Below are 23,751 nucleotides of genomic sequence, written 5' to 3'. Positions count from 1 at the left end.
TTCTTTCCTGGATGATTATCGTATTAACGCTGCACAACATCGGCATAATCTTCAGCATCAATGTCATAGCCAGCAGGTTCCCAGCGAATTGCAAACAGTGCCAGCAGGCCCAACACCGGCGACAGGGCAATCACCCAGAACAGGCCGGTGTCCAGACTTGCGGTCAGCAGCGGGAATAAAAACAGCGCGATAGTGGTAGCGAAACGGGTGATGGTCTGATTCAGCCCCACCCCAACACCCCTTATTGATGCAGGATAGCTCAGTGAGGCATACACCATGGTTTGTGCACCCGGTCCAAACCCCTGCCCCAGCAGAAACAGCGCCAGATAAGCACAGCACAGGGCTGCCTGCAGTTCATCATCAGGTCGTCCCGCCAGCGCCAGTCCCAGCAGGGCCACTAACTGACATGCGTATCCTGCAATACTCATCGCCCGCGCACCAAAACGCGGCACCAGCCTCACAGCGGCCAGTCCCCCGGTAAAGGCGAAAAACAGATTGAGTGCCAGCGATACTAAAATGGTGGTCAGCATCGACTGCTGGAACAACGTGGAAACGATGATCGGTAACCCAAAGGCAATGGCACCGTAAGCAAAGGGAGAAACGAAGGACATCACACTGGTCAGGATGGTCCGTCGCAGGTAGTGGCCCCGTAACAGTAAACCGTAATTCTTCCAGCTTGCTTTGTGTTTGATAGCGGTTGATGAGCCGGCCACTTCCGTCTGTGGAGCGGCCACGGCCGGAATGTTGTAGGACACGCGCAGGATTTGCGCCGCCTGCTCCAGATCACCCTGATTGGCAGCCCATACCGGAGATTCCGTCATATAACGCTTACGAATCGTCAGAATCACCAGCGCAGGTACCGCCCCAAATCCGACAATGTAGCGCCACAGGGATGCAGTCTGACTTTCCGGCAGCCAGTAAAAGAAGCCCAGCACCAACAGGTAAGAAACTGAGATGGCTGCGTACCAGGTCGGACACCACATCGCGATACTGGCGGCCTTGTTGCCACGCCCTTTTAGCCTGGAAAACTCAGCCAGAAATGCCATCGCCACCGGGAGGTCAATGCCGATACCCAGCCCCATAATAAAACGGCTGATGCCGAGCACTTCGGCGTTCGGTGCCAAAGCGCCCAAAATAGCGGCAAAGACAAAGAAAAACATATCCGCCATAAAGACACGATAACGGCCAATTTTATCCGTCAGATAACCGCCGATCAGCGCGCCGACAATGGCACCCATGGTGATCGCGGAGACCACCAGACCAATGCCTTTAGGGCCAAGACCGAATTCACGCGTGATGTCTTTTACCCCGAAGGCCAGCGCACCGAGATCGTAGGCATCCAGGAAAATACCGCCGAGCGCAATGGCAACAATGATGCGTGCATTGCTCCGCGCCTGGGTGGAATTGTTGACTAACTGGCTGACATCGGAAGCGCTGCGGATGGTGTGAACAGCTGAGCCTGGTGATTCAGTCTGCTCGATTTCATTAGTTAAAGTTAGTTGCGTCATGTTTACTATTTATCGTTGTCATCATCTAGATGTTTGGATGTCCAGACGGACAGATTTCCACATTCATTCAGCTCTGGCAACCTTTTTGCCGTGATTAGTTATGAAATATCGTTATATGACAGATATATAACCAAAATTTAACATTAGCTCAATTTGTCACCCCCCTCTGCCGGGGGCATGGCACTGATGTTTTTTTGGGAAAAATTGCGCTGAATGGATGCAAAGATAGAGAGGATAGGTATCAATTAAGGCGGCATAAATGCCGCCTGCTGAGTTAGGCTTTTTTCGGCAGTGCGTAAGCAATAACCTCATCACCTTCCGGGGTCATCATGCCGTGATGGCCTCCCGCCATGATGATAAGGAATTGCTGACCATTGACCTCATAGGTCATCGGCGTGGCTTGTCCTCCGGCAGGCAGTTCATCCTTCCACAGGGTTTCACCGGTTTTCACGTCGATCGCGCGCAGATAGTCATCCGTGGTCGCGCCCACAAACGCCAGGCCGCTTTGTGTGGTGAGGACACCACCATTATTCGGCAGACCGATTTGCAACGGCAGCATGGAATGCAGTCCCCATGGGCCATTACGTTCGGCGGTGCCAAGCGGACGATCCCATAGCGTTTTACCGGTTGCCAGGTCAATGGCTTTGATCATGCCAAACGGCGGTTGCTTACAAATCACACCAATATTGGATACCCAGCCGGTGTTCACATCCTGACCATAAGGCAGACCCGCCTGCGGACGGTTACGTCCCGGTGGTGGTTTTTTGTAGCGCGGGTCACCCATCCAAAACACGCCCATCGCATCATCCGCAGCGCGTGTAACCAGCTTCGAATAGCTCGGCAGGTCGTTATAGTTAGAAATGATAACGCCGTTATGCACATCGACAGAAATGCTGCCCCAATCCGAACCACCGTTGTTACCGGGGTATTCAATCCAGGGTTTATCCGCACTGGGTGGTGTGTAGATCCCCTGATAATTCGCTTCACGATACTGAATACGGCAGACCAGCTGATCGATGGGTGAAACACCCCACATCATTTTTTCAGTCAGATCGGGTTTCTGGGTATGGCTATAGAGCGAACGTGGCTGGGTTTTCGCTCGATCCGCCGGTTCCACCCCACCCTGCGGTGCCGGTTGCTCTTCCACTTTATGCAGCGGTTGACCGGTGCGGCGATCCAGCACCCACAGGTCCCCCTGTTTAGTGGTTTCTATCAACGCAGGAACCAGGCCTTTTTCGGTCGGGAAATCAACCAGGCTGGGTTGTGCTGGCGTGTCATAATCCCACACATCATTACGCACAAACTGATAGACCCAGCGGGGTTTGCCTGTGGTGACATCCAGCGCGGTGATTGAAGAGCTATATTTACGTTCTTCAGGGGTACGCGTCGAACTGTAGTAGTCACCTGCCGAGTTGGCCATCGGTAAATAAACCAGCCCCAGCTTCTCATCGGCAACGGCGGTGGACCACATGTTGGGCGTGCCTGGCGTGTAGGTTTTACCGTCAGGAGGCGTGGTCGTGATATCAGGTTGTTCCATATCCCAGGCAAAGCGCAGCTGGCCCGTTACCGCATCATAACCACGAACCACGCCCGAAGGCGCATGACGGAGCTGACCATCCATCACCTGCTGACCTGTAACCACCACCCCGCGCACCACCGTCGGAGCCGCAGTCACAGAAACAATACCGGCTGGCCATTTGCCTAACCCCTGCATCAGATCGACAAAGCCATGATTGCCAAAGTCCTGGCAAATTTCACCGGTACGCGCATCAACAGCAGCCAGTTTGGCATCCAGGGTGCCGACGATAATACGCTGTGCACAAGCCTGATTCGGTGCTGCCTGCGGATTGTCGTAGTAAGCAACACCGCGACATGCTGAGTTTGGTGGCGAAAATTCGGCTGGCGTCTGTGGATCAAACATCCATTTCTGTTTGCCGGTTGCTGCGTCAATCGCAAAGACTTTATGACGAATAGTACAGCCATAAACCACATCACCTATTTTGATCGGTGTCAGTTCATTGCCAAAGTTCGGCGTATGCGCCTCCCCGGTATGATAAACCCAGACACGCTGTAGCTGGCTGACGTTCGCCGGGGTGATTTGCTCCAGGGTAGAGAAACGCTGCGCACCATGCCCGCCGCCGTAAGTTGGCCAGTCCTGGGCAGCTGGCTGAGTCGCGTTGTCAAAATAAGTGCCTACCGGCGTGGTGGCCGCTGCGACAGCATAGGGCTTTTGCGCCAGCGGAATAGCCACCACCAATCCGACAATAGTCACCACAATAAGACCGATGCCATAGCGGCGGTAGCCGCGTGTGCCATCAGCCTTGCGGCCAGGCATCAGCGCCACGGCAATCACCAGGAATAACAGCGCTAAATCGAGACGTGGAACCAATGCCCAACCGTTCAGACCGGATTCCCATAACGCCCAAACCAGGGTGGCAACGAAGCTCAAAGCGTAAAGATAAAGTCCGGCTGGCCTTCTGAACACCGTCAGCAGTCCGGTTATCAACCAGATCAATCCCATGACGAAATAATACGGGCTGCCAGACAGGCGTGTCAGCCTGAAGCCCAGCGTTGCCAGTACTGCACCTGCCAAAACCAACAAAAGACCGAATACCAGTAAACACACCGCCCTAAGTCGCGACGGTCTGACATGTACTTTATGTGTTTCATCCATGGATATGTCCGATGAGTTGTTTGTGATTAGAAACAGCTGACGATGTGCAGATCCTGAGCAGACCGCGATGTCAGGGTTACGGGTGTGTAATGCAACTTAAGGAAAGATGTTACATTTTACACTATACCTGTATAATCTATGTATGGTTAATAACAACTGTCAAGGCTTAAAAACACCTCGCATCAAACATAACAACATGAAATATAATGATTTATTAAAACTTCAGGTCAGGAGACATGGGGCGAGAGGCTATTTGTCTGGTGGGGGGGGAATGGAACAGCAGCACGCTGGTCATCGTATGCGCAGCAAAGGTGCACAAGATGGCGCACAGGCCAAATAGAGGGCCATGTCAGGCCTTTTCATCTGCGTTACAATTTTTAACAATTGCAAAATCAATAATTAACACCACCGCGCCACATTTTTAACCAACTGATTATATTCATCTTTTTTCCATCACGTGATTCACGTCAAATTTTCACCCTTTTGCTACCGTTGGCAAATGGTGTTGCCAACGGTAGCAAAGAAAAACATAATCGCAACATTACTTCACGCACAGACTGTGTGGGATGAGTAAATCGCTGAAACACTCCCTCTAAGCATTTGGGCGCATGGAGCGGATACTTTATGCTGTGTGCCATGACGCGTCCGGACACAGTGTATTGAGTATGAGTAGAGCGAAAAACGGTGATAGAAAATTTCAGCAACCGACGGCAGATGACGTTGCCAGGCTGGCTGGTGTTTCGAAATGGACGGTACTGCGGGCTTTCAAAGAAAATGCCTCCATTTCCCCTGAGTCCAGAGAGGCCGTGCTAACAGCGGCGAACCAGCTGGGGTTCCGGCCAAACCTGCTGGCACGCGGCTTAAAGCAGCGCAGCACAAAGATTATTGGCGTAGTAGCCGATGAGTTCAGCAATCCGCATACGTTGCGCATGCTGAAAGAGGTGACTCAGCAACTCAACGAACGTGGTTATATGACGCTGCTGTTGAATATTGAGTCTCCGGAAAATTATCAATCGGTACTGCAAATGGCCGGTCAGCTACAGGTCGATGGCATCATTTATCTGGCCACCATTGTCAGTGATGAGTTGCTGGTGGTGGCCGAATCGCTTCACCATATTCGGGCTATCCATGTGTTCCGAAACACCGATAGTGCTGACGTTGAAGTGGTTAACAATGATGGATTCAAAGCGGGCCAGGCGCTGGGACAAGTGCTTATCAGTGAGAATTACCAGCGTTATGGCTATATGAAAGGGCCTGATACCGCTTCAAATCATCTGTTAAGAATGGAGGGGTATGAAGCTTGTCTGGCTTCGCAAGGTCAGTCATTAGAGATTGTACTGGTGACCGGGCATTACGACCGCGATCTTGCTTATCAATGCATGATGGCATATCTGCATGAAACGCCAGCAGATCAATGTATCGATGCATTGTTTTGCGAAAACGATGTATTGGCTTTCGGTGCCATCCAGGCTATACGGGATTTCAGTCCGGATCTGCATATTGGCGTGGTGGGATTTGATGATATTGATGAATCTCACACCACTACCTGGGAATTAACCAGCTGGAATCAGCGAGCCGACCTCCAGACCACCGAAGCCATCAATCGGTTACTGGATGATCGGATTGATGAAGGAGGGGAGTGGCAGAAAGGAGAATTATGCCTGCGCCGCTCGCATCTTAGAAAATAAATCATGCTTTCGCCATTATTTATATAATGGCGAAAATAACAGGAGACCATTACCCGACAATCTATCGCCGTCATACTCGAAATACTCAATTCAAAATCAAATAACACTGTCTATTAGATACATTCTTCTGAATATTTTATCAGTGAGCGTGTTCATGTAGTCGGTGACTCTTTTTGCCTGGAGCATCGTATGGAACGCAGAAGTTTTATTAAAGCAGGTTTAGTTCTGGCAGGAACAGGAACCGCTGCATCTGTATTTAAGCCAGCAGGTGCAGCTGAAAATAATAATGTATTGCAAGGTGGGAAACTGTGGCGCGCTAAAGAAACGGCCTTGCCGGTACCCGCAGACCCAACAAAGCGATTATATCTGAATGAACGCGAATACAACCTGGTCACAGCAATCTTTGACCGCCTGATACCCGCCGATGAACTCAGCCCCGCCGCCTCCGAAGCGGGTTGTGTGGTCTTCATCGATAATCAACTCGCCGGAGATTATGGTAAGGCGAGCTGGCGTTATAATCAGGGTCCGTTCGAAAATGGCACCGCATCTCAAGGTACCCAGACCCCCTACACACCTGCGGAAATATACCGCAAAGGCTTACTGGAACTGGATAACCATTGCCTGTCGCTTTTTGGCAAATCCTTTACTGCTTTGTCTCATGACGCCCAGGATAGTTACCTGGAAAAAATGGAATCGGGTGAATTCAAATATCCAACCTTTTCTTCAGAGGTCTTATTTGGACAGTTTCTGTCGAATGTGATGGAAGGATTTCTCGCTGATCCAATTTATGGCGGCAACCGCAATATGGTCGGCTGGAAAATGATTGGTTTCCCTGGTGCACGTTACGACTATCGTGATTATGCGCCGTTAAAAGGACAGAAGCTGAATATCGAACCAATCAGCATTATTGAACTTCTAAAAGCGTAACCCCAACAAGGCAAATTATGAATTACACCAGACCTAAGGCTGATGCCGTTATTATCGGCCTCGGATGGGCCGGTTCGCTTATGGCTGAAGAACTGACCCGCGCAGGATTAAATGTCGTCGCAATTGAACGTGGCCCATGGGAACAAACACAAACTAACTTCTCTCCTGCGATTGCCGCCGACGAGCTACGTTATGGCGTGCGACGCGAGATTTTAAAACCACCACGGGTAGAAACGCTGACTTTTCGTAATGACAGCAGCCAAAAAGCCCTTCCCGCTCGTGACTGGAATGCCTTCCAGATGGGGTTCAGTGTCGGCGGGGCCGGCAAACACTGGGCGGCGAATGCCTGGCGTTTCAACCCTTCAGATTTCGAAATGGCGACCCGCCTGCGCGACCGTTACCATAATATGAAGCTGGCTGACGGCCTGATCGTCCAGGACTGGGGCATCAGTTATGCCGAGCTTGAGCCTTTTTATGATCGTGTTGAAAAAATCGCCGGTATTTCAGGCAAAGCGGGCGTCATCGGCGGCGTGACACAACCCGGCGGTAACCCGTTTGAAGGCAGCCGCACCAGCGAATACCCTACTCCGCCGCTGATCCGCTCCCACTGGAATGATAAGTTTCACCAGATCACTGAGAAGATGGGCTACCACCCGTTCCCGATTCCTGCCGGGACCATTGGTGCTGCCTATACCAATCCGCTGGGTGTGAATCTCGCCCCCTGTACCTATTGCGGCTACTGCGGTTTCTACGGCTGCGGTAACTGGTCCAAATCATCACCTAATATCTGCGTTGTCCCGGCGCTGATGGACCGAACTAATTTCACGCTGTTGACCGAATGCACCGCGCTTTATATCGATAAAGCCGCAGACGGGAAAACCGTTACGGGGGTGACTTTCCGCGATTCGGATGGGAATACCGGTTTCCAGCCTGCGGATATCGTCTGCCTGTCGGCTTATCAACTGGATAACGTGCGTTTGCTGTTGCTGTCCAAAATCGGCAAAGCCTACAACCATGCGACCGGTGAAGGTACGTTAGGCCGTGCCTATAACTATCAGACCATGTCGATGGGCTATCTCTATTATGAAAATGAACATATGAACCCGTTCATTTCTACCGGGGCCTTGTCAACGCAGATTGATGATTTCAACGGCGATAACTTCGATCACTCCGGATTAGGTTTCCTCGGTGGCGCAGGGATCCAGGCGCTGTCCGACCAGGGTACGCCGCTGGGAATGACTGACCGCCTGCCCCCTGGCAGTAAAATGTGGGGTGCAGCCTGGAAGAAAACGTTCCAGAAAAGCTACCAAAATTACGCCAAGATCCAGGGTCAGGGGACGTCATACTCGCACCGCGATTCTTACCTTTCGCTCGATCCAAACTACACAGATGAAAATGGCCAGCCGTTACTGCGACTGACATTCGACTACAACCAGAATGATCGACTCATGGCACGCTTTATCCGCGATCGCATCGAAGATATATGCCGTGTATCCGGTGCCACATCCTGGGAGACGGAAGCCTTCCCCGATAAACACAACTCTCCCTTCCGCGCCTATGACAGCTCGCACACCATTGGCGGCGCGGTGATGGGACTGGACCCAGCGACCTCGGTGCTTAACCGCTATCAGCAACATTGGGACGCGCACAACCTGTTTGTGCTGGGTGCTTCTTCTTATCCCAATAACGGCGGATATAACCCCACCATTACCCTCAGCGCACTGACGTTGTGGACCGCTCACGCCATCGTCAATGACTATCTCAAAAATCCGGGATCACTGGTGCGATAAGGAGAATATCATGGGTAAAAACATTCGACGTGTCGCCTATGGAATGGTCACGGTCGCAGTGCTCGGCGCGATAGGTTATACCGCGTTAGTGCAAGTCGGACTGCATAAAAGCTACCCGCAACAGGTGCTGGTTGCTGATAATCATGATCAACTGAACGAACAAATCCAGCGCGGGGAGTATGTTGCAAGGCTGTCAGATTGTACGGCCTGCCATACCGCAGAAGGGGGGCAGCCGTTCGCCGGGGGTTACAAACTTAACACCCCCTTTGGCGCGATCCTTTCTTCCAATATCACTTCCGATCCGGATACCGGCATCGGCGGCTGGTCGCAGGAGCAATTCGATCGTGCAGTGCGCCACGGTGTCGGCTCTCACGGATACCTGTATGCGGCAATGCCCTACAATGCTTACGCTAAATTAACCGATCAGGATTTAGCCGATTTGTGGGCTTACATCCGTACCATTCCGCCAGTCAAAAACCAGGTTGTGGAGAACCAGCTCCCGTTCCCGTTCAACCAGCGCTGGACGCTGGCAGGATGGAATCTGTTATTTTTCAAAGACAAGGTATTTGAGCCACAGGTTAATGTCAGTGACCAGGTGAACCGTGGTGCTTATCTGGTTGATGGTCCTGGACACTGCTCGTCCTGTCATACGGCAAAAAATATGCTGGGTGGTGATACCTCCGCTTATCTGCAGGGGGGAGCGTTGCAGGGATGGTACGCACCAAACCTGACGCCTGATCCCCATACCGGTCTCGGCAAATGGAGTGAAAGCGATATCGTGTCTTATCTGCGCTCGGGCACCAATAAGATGACTGCGTCATCCGGTCCGATGACGGAAGCCATCGAAAACTCGACGCAGTACATGACAGATGACGATCTTCAGGCAATCGCACTTTATCTGAAGTCTCTGCCTGCATCCGGAAAACCTGTGCCCCAGCCTCTTTCAGCTGACAATACCGCCATGATTACAGGCAAGAAAGTCTTTGAGTCTCAGTGCAGCGCCTGCCATGTCTCTAATGGGAGTGGCATCCGTAACATGATCCCTGCGCTGGCAGGTAACCCGCAGGTGAATTCCCCTGACCCATTAAGCCTGATTAATGTGGCACTGAATGGCAGCCAGGGGCCATTTACCCATGCGAACCCAACGGCAGCGGGTATGCCGGGTTTTGCCAGGAAACTGTCTGACAGTAACATCGCGGATGTGATGACTTACATTCGTAACAGTTGGGGTAATTCGGCTGGACAGGTCTCTACAGAGGATGTGGCAAAAGCACGTTCATCAACCCAGGCGCAGCCGTGGCTGGGTAGCAAAATACAGTAATTGATAAATCTAAGCCCCGGCAGATTTCCCCCGGGGCTTAATTAAATGTCTTGTTATTCCAGCATCAGCTTAACTTTTCCGGCATCGGCTTCATTATCGCCGGATGAATTAACATAAAACATCACGATAACCGACATCAGCAGCGAAACTGCCATAAAAGTATAGGATGCACCGGGCGAGTTGGTTAAACCATTTAAATAACCGACTAACCATGCACCGAGAAATGCCCCTAATGCACCACAGCAATTAATCAGCCCCATTGAAACACCCGCCACATTCTTTGGCAGAATTTCCGGAATAAAAGCAAAGAAAGGTCCATAGGGTGCGTACATACAGGCTGCGGCTAAAACCAGTAAGCCATAAGACAGCCAAAAATGCTGTGAACCAATCAGCCAGGAGCCAAAGAAGGTTATCGAAGCAACCATTAATAATGGCCAGATAAATACTTTCCGGTTTTGAAATTTATCCGATAACCAGGAAACCAGCAGCATAGTGACAATCGCAGCAAAGTATGGCACCGCGGTAAGCCAGCCTACGGAGACAATATCAATGGTGGCGGCCATTTTTAGGATAGAAGGCATCCACATCATAAAACCATAAACTCCGACACTCCACAGTGCATGAACGAAACAGAGCATCACCACTTTTTTCGAACGCAAAGCCTCGCCATAATTGCGCATCGGCTTAATATTCTTTTGTTCTTCATCGAGCTGGTTTTGTAACACGCGTTTTTCTTCAGGATTCAGCCAGGTCACCTGTGATGGCTTATCTCTGACTAAAAACCACCAGGCAAATGCCCACAGTACCGCAGGAGCCCCTTCAATCATGAACATCTCCCGCCAGCCGAAGGCATCAATCAGATAGCCCGATGCGATTGACATCCATAACACGGTCACCGGATTGCCTAACACGAGGAAAGTATTCGCTCTGGAACGTTCGGTTTTTGTGAACCAGTTACTGATATAAATTAGCATTGCCGGCATCACTGCCGCTTCGACAACGCCCAATATGAAGCGGATAATCATCAGCATGGGGATGTTGGTCACAAACCCGGTGGCGGTGGCACAAAAACCCCACAAAATTAAGCTGACGAAAATAAGTTTCCGTACACTGCGATGAACGGCGTAAATTGCGCCCGGCACCTGAAAAAAGAAATAGCCTAAAAAGAACAATGCGCCAATCAGCGACGACGTTGCATGAGATATCCCCAGATCTTTTTCTATTCCTGATGCAGCAGCAAATCCATAATTAGCCCGATCCAGATAAGCCAGGCTATAAGTGATAAATATAACTGGCATTAAATACCACCAGCGTTTGGCAGGTAATGCAATATTGTTCTTATGCATCTCTTTCATCGGTTCGCCCCTGGATATGAAAGTTACTATTGGAAGACAAACGGAATAATTTTAAAAAAACCACCCAATCTGTTACCCGTAACCCTACCTGAAGCGCCATCACAAGAATTGTGATCAATGTCTCAACCAGGTTTTTACATCCTGTCCTGTAACTTAATTTTGGTAACACGTCTTTGTAACATTACACAGCAGCCAGACTTGACGATTTAAAGGGGCAATGAGTCATACGGAAAAGATAAAATACCCGCCTGTGAGTACTGACGGATATTTTCCTGCGACATTGCGTTTTCACTAAAGACTTATCAGCCTTTCGCAGGGAATGAGTGGGCTACCGATTCAGAAGGTCTTTTTCGATGAACCTGACCACAGCATCCGCATCGCATGAAGGAATCACCTCGGTAGCGATAGCTTTTGCTTCTTCAATGCCGTTCTCAGGAACGTAGCAGCGATCGGCATTCATCAGCATCGGCAGATCGTTAAAGTTATCGCCAAACGCCACCACTTCGTTAGCCCCCAGATAATCTCGCAGGAAATCGATGGCTGAGCTTTTTGACGTCTGGTCAGACAGGATATTCATAAAATAAATATCCGGTTGCGCGCTGTAGACATCACGGTTGAGAAGGCAATGCGCGCCCTCTTCCCCGGTGATAGTGTTCTGCAGTAATGACAGGGTGTGGTAGTCATGGTAAATGACAAAATAGAGCGGGGCATACTCTTCCGGCAGTTCACTAAATGACGCCGTTTTGAAGATTTTCTCCCCCAAAAAGGGGCGCTTACTCTCGATAAAGTGCTGGCTCAGGTCATCACTGGCTGTCTTATAGAACAGTCCATATTCAGTGCCCTTCAGGCAGTAGAGAAATCCTTCCTGGCCGCATCGTTCCAGTTCACGCTCGACAGCCCGGATTAAATCATCGTGCAGACGCAGGGTTTTCACCGGCTTGTCCGCAATCATATCGAAAATAAACAGCCCATCACTGAGTATCGCCGGGCAGGAGAACTTTACGCCTTCCAGCAGCATATTGACTGAACTCAGCGTTCTGCCCGTTGCACAGGTGAAAAACACGCCTTTGTCAAAGAATCCTTCTATGGCATGTCGGGAATAGTCCGACAATACCCCGCCACTGTTCAGGAGAGTCCCGTCAAGATCGCTGACATAGAGCGTTTTTTTCATCTTATTCCTCTGGCTGACAACCGCGGTATCCACATGCGCCATATATGACACACGCCATAGGGAAATGATAGACCTGGTGCTTATGTTTAAGACAGGTACTCAGGACCAAGCCTGATGCCCGTTACAGGGCAGAAGAGAGTTATTTTGCGAGGGATCGTTGACCAGCGATATTTATTACACCCGGCATAATAATCAGAAATAATATTATGCCGGGGGGATAATCAGATATTGACTTTTAATTGCTGGATAAAACGGCTGCGCCAGGGTTTGAGTACCAGTAAGGCCAGTAACGCACACACAATATCCAGCGTAATCGCGCATGCAAACACCAGGCTCCAACTGCTGGTATGCTGATACAATAATGCCGCCAGCGGACCACCAAAGATCGAACCAATACCCTGAGAAATATACAGCCATCCATAGTTAGCAGTGGCGAAGCGGGTGCCAAAGGTATCGGTTAACGTGGCCGGGAATAACGAAAATATCTCGCCCCAGCCAAAAAACACCAGTCCGGATAGCAAAACAAATAACAGAGGGTCATCCTTGCACAGTAGCCATAACGTCATTGCACAACCTTCCAGACCAAACGCAATGAACATCATCTTTTCACGGCCAATACGGTCGGAAATATAGCCGCACACCGGTCTGGTGAGGCCATTCATAAAACGGTCAATGGTCATGGCCAGGGGTAGCGCAGCCATACCCAGCACTGTCACCGAAGTAATACCAAAGTCACCGGCAAAAATGGCCATTTGCGATGTCACCATCAGGCCAGACGTTGACATCATGGTCATCATGACAAACATCAACCAGAAAAGTGGCTGACGTAACATTTCCCGCGATGTGAAGTTTTTGCTGCTGACATTGTGGGGAACATCGGCGCTCTGAGCCGTTGAAGCTTGCGGTGCCCGTAGCCCCTGGCTGGCGATGAAACCCACCACAGCCATGATCAGACCAAACTGCCATAAGGTATTTTCCAGCCCTTTCGCTGCCAAAGAGGAGGTGATCGGAAACGTCGTCAGGACCGCCCCCATACCATATCCTGCCGCCACCATGCCGGTAGCAAACCCTCTCTTCTCAGGAAACCAGCGCACCATCAGGCCGACGACACCGATATAAACAATGCCGGTACCCAGCCCTCCCAGCACACCATAATAGAGATATAACTCCACCAGCGATTCCATGCGCGCAACCAGCATCCAGCTCAGTCCCGTCAATATGGTCCCGACGGCAATCAATTTACGCGGCCCAAAGCGATCAATAAGCTTGCCCTGGATAGGTGAGAAAAACGTTTGCAAAATAATCAGAATTGAAAAAGTAATCTGAATCTCGGCCAAAGGTGCATTTAGTTTTTCCATCAATGGGCGGGTAAATAATGCCCAGACATATTGGGGGCTGGAGATCGATATCATACAAAGCAGCCCCAAAGCCAATTGACCCCATTTTTTCTTTTGGCTTACTACGACAGCGTTAGACAAAGCTGTATTGGTCATATTAATGCTCCGACAGGCAAGTGAGTCATTCAGCGCTGCATATACCATGCCAAAATGAATTAACGCAGTTTCGCCGAGTAGTACTCCACCGTCTCATCCAGTACCAGCATATGCCCGGCATAGTGAGTAAACAGATATGCACTCCCCAGCGCGGGTAACACCTGCTGCGGTGTCACGCCACAGGCCCAAAACACCGGCACCTGGCCGGGGTGCACTCCGGGAAAGACGCCGAAGTCCGGTGCTGCCAGATCGGTAATACCGATCTCAGCGGGCTCGCCAATATGTAACGGCGTCCCATGCGCAGAGGGATAGGCCGCACTCAGCGCCACCGCTTCATCCACTTTATCTGCTGCGACGGGACGCATACTCACTGCCACGTATCCCTGCATACGGGCAGTGGGCTGGCACGGAATCTGTGTCAGATAGACCGGTGGCGCGGCAAGACTCACCGGAATACCTGCTCGGCGCAATGCACCATCCAGCGAGTGGCTGCATCCCAGCAGGAACGCCACGGCATCATCCGGCCAACGGTCGAGCAAATCGTACGGCTCATCTACCAGCTGGCCCTGCTGCCAGACACGATAACGGGGAAACATGCTGCGCAGATCAATGTGGCTTTTTCCCATTAAAATTTCGGTCTGTCCCGTTTCGCTGACTGCTAATACCGGGCAGGCTTTCGCATTGCGCACGCAAAACAGCAGGAATTCATAGGCGTCGGATTGCGGCAATACCACCAGATTGGCTTGCTGATAGCCATCCAATAACCCAGCCGTGGGCTGACGCCATTCGCCACGCGCTGTCGCCGCCCGTAACGCCGCCGGTGTGCTAAAAGAGGTCATTTAAGCACCTCATTATGGGTATCTTTGAGGCGCATCAGCGTCCACAGGCTAAGTAGCGCCGCACAGGCCATAAAGATGCCCGGAACCAGCAGGAAACCGGTTTTATTGATCAGCAGGGTCACTAAATACGGCGTGATACCGCCACCCAGAATCGCGCCCATATTGATGCTGATCGCCATGCCGGTGTAGCGCATGGCTGTCGGGAACTGCTCGGCATAAGTGGGATACCCTACCGATTGCACAATTGGCATCGGTAGCGTGGCAATAAACATCGCCAGCGCGGCCAGCCAGATGTTGTGATGGTCCATCAGCATCATCATCGGGATCACCAGCACCACATAACCGATAAATCCAATGCGCAGAATGGCACGACGGCCATAACGGTCTGACAAACCACCCCAGAACGGCATCATGCTGGCCATTGCCAGGCTGATACCGGCCATCAGCCAGAACACCTGTTTTTTGTCAAAGCCCAGCCAGGAGGTCAGATAGATATTCATAAACACGAGGCCAATCCAGTAACCGGCATTCTGGCCGAACGTCAGCATGATGACACGTAACATGGCTGGCGTTTGGGTACGGAAGACATCGCTGAATGGACGCTTTTGTACTTTATTGCTGGCAAGAAATTCTTTAAAGGCCGGGGTTTCTTCGACCTGGTGGCGAATTAACGCCGAGAAAATCACCAATGGGATGGTCAGCAGGAAAGGTATGCGCCAGCCCCAGGCCGCCAGCTGAGTATTGTCCAGCAGATTGCTGGTCACACCGCACACCAGTGCTGCAAACCCGCCACCGAGCGCCACCCCTACCGGGGTGAAGGCACCATAAAAACCGCGTCGCCCTGTCGGTGAAGATTCGGCAACAAATGCCGCCGCTCCAATAATTTCCGCACCGGCAAAGAATCCCTGAATCAGACGCAGCACCACCAGCAGCAGGGGTGCCGCAATACCCACTGCGGCGGCGGTTGGCAACAGACCAATGGCTGCCGTTGCGCCCCCCATGCCCAACACGGTCAATAATAATACTTTGCGGCGACCAATACGGTCGCCAAGTCTGCCCAGTAAAACACCACCCAGCGGACGAATTAAGAACGCGCTGCCAAATACCGCCAATATCGAAAGCAGTGCCGCCGTATCATTTCCTCCGGGGAAAAACAGCGGTCCAATAATAACCGCCATAAAGCCATAAATACCGAATTCATAATATTCAATGGCGGTGCCGGTCATGGAGGCTATTGCCGCACGCCGGGCAACGCTGTTTTCACCATACTGAGGTTTAACACGCCCGCGAGGTAAGGTTAATTGTGATTCAACTTCATACGACATTTTTCACCTGCCTTGTAAAACAATGAGATGGAGGTTCAATATCAGCCGTGCGGCTATTGTTTTTTCTGAACACTGTCATTGATCTGGAGCAAGAGAAATGCCATTTGTCGAACTGATAAAAATGTTTCGTGCTTAGCGCCACTGAATGATAAAAATGATGGATGAGTTAATTAAATGATTTTTATTTTCATTTGCGAGCTTACTTTCCCGCTTATTTCCCCCTCCTTTCATCCGTTAAACGGGAAATAAAAAACACTTAGCAGGCGATCATTTATTCCGCTGCACGTTATGCAGGCAATATCCTCATTTTGGTGCAGGGAAATAGCAGGCATTAAAAAACCGGTCATTGACCGGTTTATATTTACCGCGAATAAAATGACGCTTACGTGCACAAAGCATTCAGCCATGCCGCACGCTCAATCGCCAGTTGTTGTGCCTGATCGACGCTGATCAGCCGAAATTGTATTTCGTCGCCAGGCAGCATTTGCGCCAGGCGCGGCAGATCGACGCTGGCAACATGGGCAATTTTTGGATAGCCACCGGTGGTTTGCGCATCGGCCATCAGAATAATCGGCTGGCCGTCGGGTGGCAGTTGCACAGTACCATAATCAACAGCTTCTGAAGCCAGCTCCCTGGCGTGCTCCCTGGTAATCGCTGCGCCCTCCAGACGATAGCCCATGCGATTTGAATCCTGCCCGATGCGATAAACGCCGGAGAGAAAACGCTGCTGCATCTCAACAGTGAGTTGCTGCCAGTGACGTCCGGCCATCAGGCGAATGGGTTGTTGCTCACGGGGGAACAGCGCTGGCGCGTTAAAGGGCAACACACGGGGGGTGGCGTTGGCAAAGGCACTGCGGGTAACCAGATGATCGCCCTGCCGCAGATAGCGTCCGGCAAAACCGCCAAACTGCGCTATAAGGCAAGTGCTGTGGCTATTCATCGTCGGTGAAACGTGAAAGCCGCCGTGGACGGCTAAATATGCCCTCGCCCCCTGCCGACGCTGACCAAAACCGAGCACCGCCCCGGCAGGCACAGAAATCGCCTGCTGCATGGGCACCGGCTGCCCGTCAATATGCGGTGAAAGATCAGCTCCGCACAGTGCGATAACAGCACGACGCCAGAAGCGTAGTCGTGGCCCCAGCAGGGTAATCTCCAGAGAAGCGCAATCGTGCTGATTACCGACTAACAGGTTGGCAAGGCGGTGAGAGTAGCGGTCCATCGCACCACACACCGGAACACCCGCCTGCTGATAACCGTAACGCCCTTCATCCTGCAGGCTGCTTGCCATACCCGGGTGTAACACCTCAAGCGACATACGGCATGTCCTCCAGCGCTTTGAATTCCGCTTCATCAATGGCGCGAAAGCGCACCCGATCACCGGCCTGTAACAGGCATGCCGGTTGGCGTTCGCTGGAAAACAGCGTCAGTGGCGTTCGCCCTATCAGGTTCCAGCCGCCCGGTGAGGTCAGTGGGTAAATCACCCCCATCTGATTGGCGATGCCGATCGATCCTTTTGCGACAGAAAGACGCGGTGTAGCGCGACGCGGCAAGGTAAAGATCGCATCCAGCGCACCAAGGTAGGGATGACCGGGTAAAAAGCCGAGCATCAGCACATCGACAACTTTTTGCTGGTGACGGCTAACCACTTCCTCGGGTGATATCCCGCAATGCTGCGCAATATTTATCAGGTCCGGCGCGTACTCTCCCTGATAGCAGACAGGAATGACCCTTTCGCGCCCCTGTTCCGTTTCCTGCGGGGAAAAGCGACTCAAGATTGCATCCAGGCGATTCACCAGCTGGCTGTAAGGTGACAGGGAATTATCGATACGCCACAGCACTTCCGGCTGATAGTGAATACCGAGCGAATGCGCCGCCGGGACAATATCACGGACGCCAGGCAGTGGATTAGCATGCAGAAATCGCGCGAGTTGAGAGAGCAGAGTATGGGGTGCGGAATGCCCAGGTAAGGTGACAATCATGCAGCGTTCACCTGAAGGATCGCGCCGCCACGTTAATGTTTGCTTGACCATAGTGTCCCGTAATCTGGCGAGGCGAACCTCGCCCTGGCAGTGGCTTAACGAGCGAACAACTGGCTCATATCTTTGAACGCTTTAAATTCCAGCGCATTGCCACACGGGTCGAACAGAAACATGGTTGCCTGCTCGCCCACCTGCCCTTTGAAGCGGACATAGGGTTCGATCACGAATTCAGTCTTGAAATCACGCAGACGGGCAGCCAGCGCTTCCCACTCTTCCCAGCTCAGAATGATGCCGAAATGCGGCACTGGCACATCGTGACCATCGACAGGGTTGGTATGCGCATGATCCTGGTTCGCGGTTTTAGGATGTTCGTGGATCACCAGCTGGTGACCATAGAAGTCAAAGTCCACCCACTGGGTGCTGGAACGGCCTTCGCTCAGACCAAAGACTTCGCCGTAAAAACTACGCGCAGCTGCCAGATCGTAAACAGGAATCGCAAGGTGAAAAGGACTTAACGCCATGTTGTGCTCCAGAATCAAGGTTGTATTGGTGTCGTTGTGATTCTGTGATAATAAGGATAAAATTTTTTATTAAAAGCGAATATATTTTTCGTCAAACAACAATTTTTTCGATGAGTGTGGATATTATGCTGCGTGAGCTAAAAACCTTTGTAGCAGTAACTCAGTTAGGATCTTTTGCCGCTGCCGGACAGCGGATTGGCTTAACCCAGTCGGCAGTCAGTGCGCAAATTCGCAGCCTCGAAGAAGCGCTGGGAATGCAGCTGTTTGACCGCTCCGGTCGCACCGCCATTCTCAATGCTGATGGCAATCGCGCGTTACCGATGGCCGAAGAGATTCTGCAAATCTTCTCCCGCATGGCCCAGCCCGAAAACCTCAATGATTATCGCGGTTCGATAAAAATTGGCGCGATATCCTCGATTCAGACCGGATTGTTACCGCAGGCATTAACGCAACTGCACGCCACCGCACCAGGGCTGGAGACCAAACTGCTGCCGGGGGTTTCTTTTAACCTGCTGACCCAGGTTGAAGCGGGGAATATTGACCTTGCCGTGGTGATCAAACCGGGATTTCCGCTGGCGAAAGAGCTGTGGCATAACACGCTGGTGCGCGAACCTTATGTGCTTATTGCGCCCGCAACGCTTACGGGCGACGAACCGCTGGCGTTGCTGCGCAGCCAGCCGTTTATTCGCTATGATCGTACCTCGTTTGGTGGGCGTCAGGTCAGCATGTTCCTGCGCGAACATCGTCTGGAACCCAAACTGGCGCTGGAAGTGGATGAAATCGATGCCATCGTAAAAATGGTAGAGAACGGCTTAGGTATCGCGTTGGTTCCCTGGGCCGGATTATGGACGGAGCGGCAGTGTGCCTTGCGTATTCTCCCCCTTGGCGAGCTGGCGTTCTACCGCGAACTGATCGTCGTCACGCGCTATGCCAACCATAATGCCCCCTTGCACCGCCTGATTATCGAATGCCTGCAACAGGCGGCTATCCCCTTAGGTGAAGCCCCGGTTTCCACCGGTTAATTTGCCGCGCGCAACATTTTGCACATATGTGCAAAAAGGTCGCAAAACTGTAACATTGCACCGATATATTCCTGTCTGTTTTCAACCGACAGGGATGCATCTGTGTCTTATCAAGCCGAAACTCACCCGCGCAACCAGGCGTGGACGAAACTCCGCCACGCGTTGTCCATCATCAGCCAGGAACCTGCGAATCTGCTGGGTGCACTGCTGATGATGCTGTTTAGCTGGATCATTCTTGCCCCGGTGGTTGCGGTACTGCTGAATGCCGTGCTGGTGCAAAGTGGCGACGAAGGCCGCACCGATGCCACTGAGGGCGCATTCACCACTTACTACCTGCTGCGCGCCCTGACATCAAAAATGTCGGATCTGCTGCTCTGGACACCGTTACTCAATACGCTGGTCGTGGCCCTGAGCACCGTGGTGGGTGCACTGATCGTCGGAATGACGCTGGCCTGGCTTACCAACCGCACCGACGTCGCGGGCAGAAAGTGGTTCGCCACCCTGCTTATCGTGCCGTTTATGCTGCCCTCCTGGACCTTCGCCCTGGCGTGGACCACCATTTTTAAAAATCACGCTATTGGCGGTCAGCCGGGTTGGCTGGAGGCGATGGGGATTCAGACGCCAAACTGGATGGCCTATGGTTACTTCCCGATTGTGGTGATCATGGTGCTGCACTACGCGCCGCTGGTGATCCTGATTGTCGGCAATGCCCTGAAGCGCATGGATAGCCAGATGGAAGAATGCGCCAGGGTGCTGGGTGCCACGCGCCGCACCATTGCCTGGAAAATTATCATTCCACTGATGCGCCCGGCGCTGTTGTCTGCCGCCCTGTTGATCTTCGCCGACTGCATCGGTGAGTTTGCCCTGCCCTATATTCTTGGGCTTCCGGTGCACTTCGACACCCTCTCCACCGGATTATACCGGGCGATCGGCACTCGTCAGTCCGGCGTGGCAGCGGTTATCGCCACGGTGATTATGCTGATGGGGATGATCACCCTGATCCTAGATATGAAGATGCTGCGCGAGGCAAAACGCTTCGTCACCGTCGGCGGTAAAGGCGTGATGGAACGTCGCCGCCAGCTGGGTTCCTGGCGCATACTGTCCTCCTTCCTGCCGCTTACGTTTGTGCTGCTCGGGGTGGCGATTCCGCTGATCACCCTGTTCCTGTCAACGGTGATGACCCTGCCAGGCCGCTTCACCGCCGACAACTTCACGCTGGCGTATTGGATCGGGCATAACCTCGATACCGTCGCCCTGCATAACGGCATCCTGCTGACGCCGGAATTCTGGCATACGGTGTGGAACACGCTGCTGATCGTCGGTTCCGCCTCCGCTGCCTGTGGGGTGCTGGGCTTACTGGTGGGTTATGCGGTGATGCGCTGCCATTCGCGCTGGATCGCCGCGTTCTTGCGTCAGTTAACCTTCCTGCCGTATCTGGTGCCCGGCATCGCCTTTGCCGCTGCCTTTCTTTCGTTGTTTGCCGTGGCTCGCGGACCGATACCGGCGTTGTACGGCACCCCGCTGATTCTCATCCTGGCATTGATTGCCGAAAAAATGCCTTATGCCAGCCGTTCCGGTATTGCGGCCATGACTCAATTAGGCAAAGAAGCGGAAGAAGCGGCACGTATCGCCGGTGCCGGTTGGTTCGCGCGCATTTCCCGCATTGTGATCCCCATTCAGGCAGCCCCGCTGGCCACCGGGATCCTGCTGCCGTTTATCTCTGGCATTAAAGGCGTGAGCCTGTTCGTCATCCTCGCGACCCCGGCCACAGATGTACTGACCACCTATTCCCTGCGTCTGATTGACTACAACTACCAGCAGGCGGCCAACGCCGTAGTGCTGATGATTGCGCTTATTTCCTGGGCTGGCACGGTGATCATTCAGAAAATCACCGGAACTGGCCTGGCCGATGGTCTGGAGAACTAACATGCCCTCAATCCATTTATCCAATCTGACCAAAACCTATGCTGGCAGCAGCGCGCCAGCGGTCAATAACATCAACCTGACAGTGAAAGACGGCGAATTTATGTGCCTGCTCGGACCGTCCGGCTGCGGTAAAACCACGATCCTGCGCATGATTGCCGGGATTGAGCATGCCAGCGGTGGCGAAATCATCATCGGAGACAGCGTGGTGGACTCCGTATTGCAGGGTACCTGGTTGCCTCCTGAGAAACGCGGTATCGGCCTGGTTTTTCAGAGCTACGCGCTGTGGCCGCACATGACCGTGGAGCAGAACGTGGATTTCGGTCTGCGTCTGCAGAAAGTCCCGGCTAAAGAGCGTGTTGCCCGGTGCCGCGACGTGATGGAGAAACTGCGTATCGCCGATTACGCCGCGCGTTATCCGGCCCAGCTGTCTGGCGGACAACAGCAGCGTGTTGCCCTGGCACGCATGCTGGCAGTTAACCCCGGCGTGCTGTTGCTTGACGAGCCGCTGTCTAACCTCGATGCCACACTGCGGCTGGAAATGCGCGCCGAGCTGCGCCGCTTACATGCCACCTTCGGCACCACCATTGTTTTTGTCAGCCACGATCAGTGGGAGGCGATGACTCTCGCCACCACCATCGCGGTGATGAGCGCCGGGCAGATGCAGCAGGTCGGCACGCCGGATGAAATCTATGCCACCCCAGCGAACCGCTTTGTCGCCGAGTTTATCGGCACGCCAAGGCTGAATATGATCCCGCTTGATCAGCCGTTAAGCCCGCTGGCGCAGCATTTACAGCAGCGCTTTTCGCTGGACGCACCGGCGCAGGTCTGCGGGATCCGGCCAGAAGAAGTGGTGATCAGCGCGGAATCCGTCAGCAACAGCGTACCAATGACCATCGATAACATCATGCCCACTGGCGGCAGCTGGGTGATTGAACTGGTGGCTGGCAATGATCATCTGTTCCACTCCACCCAATTGCGACCGCGCTGGCAGGCCCAGCAGCAGGTGCATTGCCAGTTACCCGCTCACTCCCTGCATTTCTTTAACAGCCACGGGCAGCGTGTCCCTGCGCTTTAACCCAATTGTTCACTTGATGATGGAAGCAAAATGAAACGTCGTTTAACCGCCCTTTTCGTCACCAGTACCTTACTCAGCGGCCCGCTGGCCCATGCGGAATCCTTCGATTTGCAGGCCCTGATCGCTGCCGCCAAAAAAGAACAACCGATTACCGTCTACGCCTCCACCGGGAAGATTGTGCAGCAGGCGAAGGCCTTCAGTGAGCAATACGGGTTACAGGCAACCGGGGTAAAAGCCGATGCCCCGCAGATCATTGAAATCATGAGTCGTGAAGCGCAGGCAAAGAATGTCAGGACGGATGTAGCCATTGTCGAGGATGCGCCAGCCGGAATGACGCAGCTGATCAACAAAGGTTATGCCCAAAGCTGGGTGCCAGAGGATCTGCGCGGCAATATTGCTGCCCGCTATCAGCAACCGCTGACCGTGGTACTGGCACCGAACGTCTTCGCCTACAACACCGAACATCACACCACCTGCCCGGTCACCAATATCTGGCAGCTTACCGAGCCGCAGTGGCATGGCCGGGTGGCGATGCAGGATCCCACCAGCAAACCCGCGTATACCGACTGGTTCAGCCAGATGGAAACCCATTACGATCAGCAGATCCGCGATGCGTACCAGCAGGCGTTCGGCAAACCGCTGCAAACCGATGAAAAATCGGCCACCGCAGCTTTCGTCAAAGCGCTGGCAGGCAACGGCGTTTTGCTCACCCATTCTGATAATGATGCCGCTTCCGCCATTGGCGCGCCGGATGGCAAAACTGACTTTGTTGGGCTGGTTTCAACTGCCAAATTTCGAGACAACAAACTGGGCATGAAACTGGGCCTGTGCAGTGGCATGAAACCTTTTATTGGCTGGAATTATCCCAGCCTCGGCGTGATCGCCACCGGTAGCCATAGCCCGAATACGGCTAAACTGTTTATTCATTATCTGTTAACGGCTGAAGGCATTGCCCCGCAGGGTGTAGACGGCAAAATGTCTACCAATCAGACGGTAAAACTGCCTGCTGATGAAGCCTCCGGTATCGAAAAATACCGGGCAGAATTGATGGAATACCTGACGGCAACGGCCAAAAACGACTGGAAAAGCCGTCAGGACTGGCAGGATATCTGGAGCCTGAACTATCAAAAATAGCGA

Annotated in this window: 18 protein-coding genes; 8 read left to right on the top strand and 10 right to left on the bottom strand. The window is 52.6% G+C overall.

Annotated features, from left to right (window positions below; genetic code table 11):
- Positions 1-23 precede the first annotated feature (23 nt).
- Together AC6I8X_RS24265 and AC6I8X_RS24260 are read right to left on the bottom strand one after the other, a co-directional pair.
- Positions 24-1,508, bottom strand: coding sequence for an MFS transporter (locus tag AC6I8X_RS24265; RefSeq protein WP_497841434.1), 1,485 nt, complete (start codon positions 1,506-1,508; stop codon positions 24-26).
- Positions 1,509-1,782: 274 nt separating this feature from the next.
- Positions 1,783-4,182 (bottom strand): membrane-bound PQQ-dependent dehydrogenase, glucose/quinate/shikimate family, encoded by a 2,400-nt coding sequence (locus AC6I8X_RS24260; protein WP_497841433.1) that lies wholly within the window; start codon positions 4,180-4,182, stop codon positions 1,783-1,785.
- A gap of 665 nt (positions 4,183-4,847) precedes the next feature.
- Here AC6I8X_RS24260 and AC6I8X_RS24255 point away from each other — a divergent pair.
- From AC6I8X_RS24255 to AC6I8X_RS24240, 4 genes are all read left to right on the top strand, one after another.
- Complete coding sequence (locus AC6I8X_RS24255; RefSeq protein WP_497841432.1) at positions 4,848-5,870, top strand: LacI family DNA-binding transcriptional regulator; 1,023 nt, start codon at positions 4,848-4,850, stop codon at positions 5,868-5,870.
- Between the two features lie 189 nt (positions 5,871-6,059).
- Positions 6,060-6,797, top strand: coding sequence for a gluconate 2-dehydrogenase subunit 3 family protein (locus AC6I8X_RS24250; protein ID WP_497841431.1), 738 nt, complete (start codon positions 6,060-6,062; stop codon positions 6,795-6,797).
- A gap of 17 nt (positions 6,798-6,814) precedes the next feature.
- A complete protein-coding gene (locus AC6I8X_RS24245) occupies positions 6,815-8,587 on the top strand; it encodes a GMC family oxidoreductase (RefSeq protein WP_497841430.1) in 1,773 nt (590 codons plus the stop codon).
- Between the two features lie 10 nt (positions 8,588-8,597).
- Entirely contained in the window at positions 8,598-9,908 is a 1,311-nt protein-coding gene (locus AC6I8X_RS24240; RefSeq protein ID WP_497841678.1) for a c-type cytochrome, read from the top strand.
- Between the two features lie 53 nt (positions 9,909-9,961).
- On the opposite strand, the gene AC6I8X_RS24235 is transcribed toward AC6I8X_RS24240, so the two are convergent.
- From AC6I8X_RS24235 to AC6I8X_RS24200, 8 genes are all read right to left on the bottom strand, one after another.
- Positions 9,962-11,263, bottom strand: coding sequence for an MFS transporter (locus AC6I8X_RS24235; RefSeq protein WP_497841677.1), 1,302 nt, complete (start codon positions 11,261-11,263; stop codon positions 9,962-9,964).
- A gap of 328 nt (positions 11,264-11,591) precedes the next feature.
- Positions 11,592-12,434 (bottom strand): HAD family hydrolase, encoded by an 843-nt coding sequence (locus tag AC6I8X_RS24230; protein ID WP_497841676.1) that lies wholly within the window; start codon positions 12,432-12,434, stop codon positions 11,592-11,594.
- A gap of 221 nt (positions 12,435-12,655) precedes the next feature.
- Positions 12,656-13,927, bottom strand: a complete 1,272-nt coding sequence (gene oxlT / locus AC6I8X_RS24225; RefSeq protein ID WP_497841675.1) for an oxalate/formate MFS antiporter — start codon at positions 13,925-13,927, stop codon at positions 12,656-12,658.
- Positions 13,928-13,986: 59 nt separating this feature from the next.
- The gene (locus tag AC6I8X_RS24220) at positions 13,987-14,766 is read right to left on the bottom strand and encodes a D-glutamate cyclase family protein (RefSeq protein WP_497841674.1); all 780 of its coding nucleotides are present in this window, start codon (positions 14,764-14,766) and stop codon (positions 13,987-13,989) included.
- Positions 14,763-16,091 (bottom strand): MFS transporter, encoded by a 1,329-nt coding sequence (locus AC6I8X_RS24215; protein ID WP_313687344.1) that lies wholly within the window; start codon positions 16,089-16,091, stop codon positions 14,763-14,765. The genes AC6I8X_RS24220 and AC6I8X_RS24215 overlap by 4 nt, the downstream gene beginning before the upstream one ends.
- A 382-nt stretch (positions 16,092-16,473) precedes the next feature.
- Complete coding sequence (locus AC6I8X_RS24210; protein WP_497841673.1) at positions 16,474-17,406, bottom strand: 5-oxoprolinase subunit C family protein; 933 nt, start codon at positions 17,404-17,406, stop codon at positions 16,474-16,476.
- The gene (pxpB, locus tag AC6I8X_RS24205; RefSeq protein WP_313687348.1) at positions 17,396-18,121 is read right to left on the bottom strand and encodes a 5-oxoprolinase subunit PxpB; all 726 of its coding nucleotides are present in this window, start codon (positions 18,119-18,121) and stop codon (positions 17,396-17,398) included. Before pxpB ends, AC6I8X_RS24210 begins: the two co-directional genes overlap by 11 nt.
- 44 nt (positions 18,122-18,165) lie before the next feature.
- On the bottom strand, positions 18,166-18,591 hold the full coding sequence (locus AC6I8X_RS24200; RefSeq protein WP_299454029.1) for a VOC family protein: 426 nt from the start codon (positions 18,589-18,591) through the stop codon (positions 18,166-18,168).
- 125 nt (positions 18,592-18,716) lie between these two features.
- On the opposite strand from AC6I8X_RS24200, the gene AC6I8X_RS24195 reads away from it, so the two are divergent.
- The 4 genes from AC6I8X_RS24195 to AC6I8X_RS24180 all read left to right on the top strand — a co-directional run bounded on the left by AC6I8X_RS24195 (position 18,717) and on the right by AC6I8X_RS24180 (position 23,748).
- Positions 18,717-19,613 carry a LysR family transcriptional regulator gene (locus AC6I8X_RS24195; protein WP_497841690.1) on the top strand — a complete coding sequence of 299 codons (897 nt, stop codon included), beginning with the start codon at positions 18,717-18,719 and terminating at the stop codon, positions 19,611-19,613.
- Positions 19,614-19,715: 102 nt separating this feature from the next.
- Positions 19,716-21,539: an ABC transporter permease gene (locus tag AC6I8X_RS24190; RefSeq protein ID WP_497841672.1), complete on the top strand. Its 1,824-nt coding sequence runs from the start codon at positions 19,716-19,718 to the stop codon at positions 21,537-21,539.
- Between the two features lies 1 nt (position 21,540).
- Positions 21,541-22,614 (top strand): ABC transporter ATP-binding protein, encoded by a 1,074-nt coding sequence (locus AC6I8X_RS24185; protein WP_497841671.1) that lies wholly within the window; start codon positions 21,541-21,543, stop codon positions 22,612-22,614.
- A 30-nt stretch (positions 22,615-22,644) separates the two neighbouring features.
- Entirely contained in the window at positions 22,645-23,748 is a 1,104-nt protein-coding gene (locus tag AC6I8X_RS24180) for an ABC transporter substrate-binding protein (protein ID WP_497841670.1), read from the top strand.
- Positions 23,749-23,751 lie beyond the last annotated feature (3 nt).

It is taken from the genome of Pantoea sp. X-Soil-TKNS-1280 (assembly GCF_059730475.1).
The sequence above is the reverse complement of the archived record's forward strand: the minus strand, read 5'-3'. Positions and strand labels throughout refer to the sequence as shown.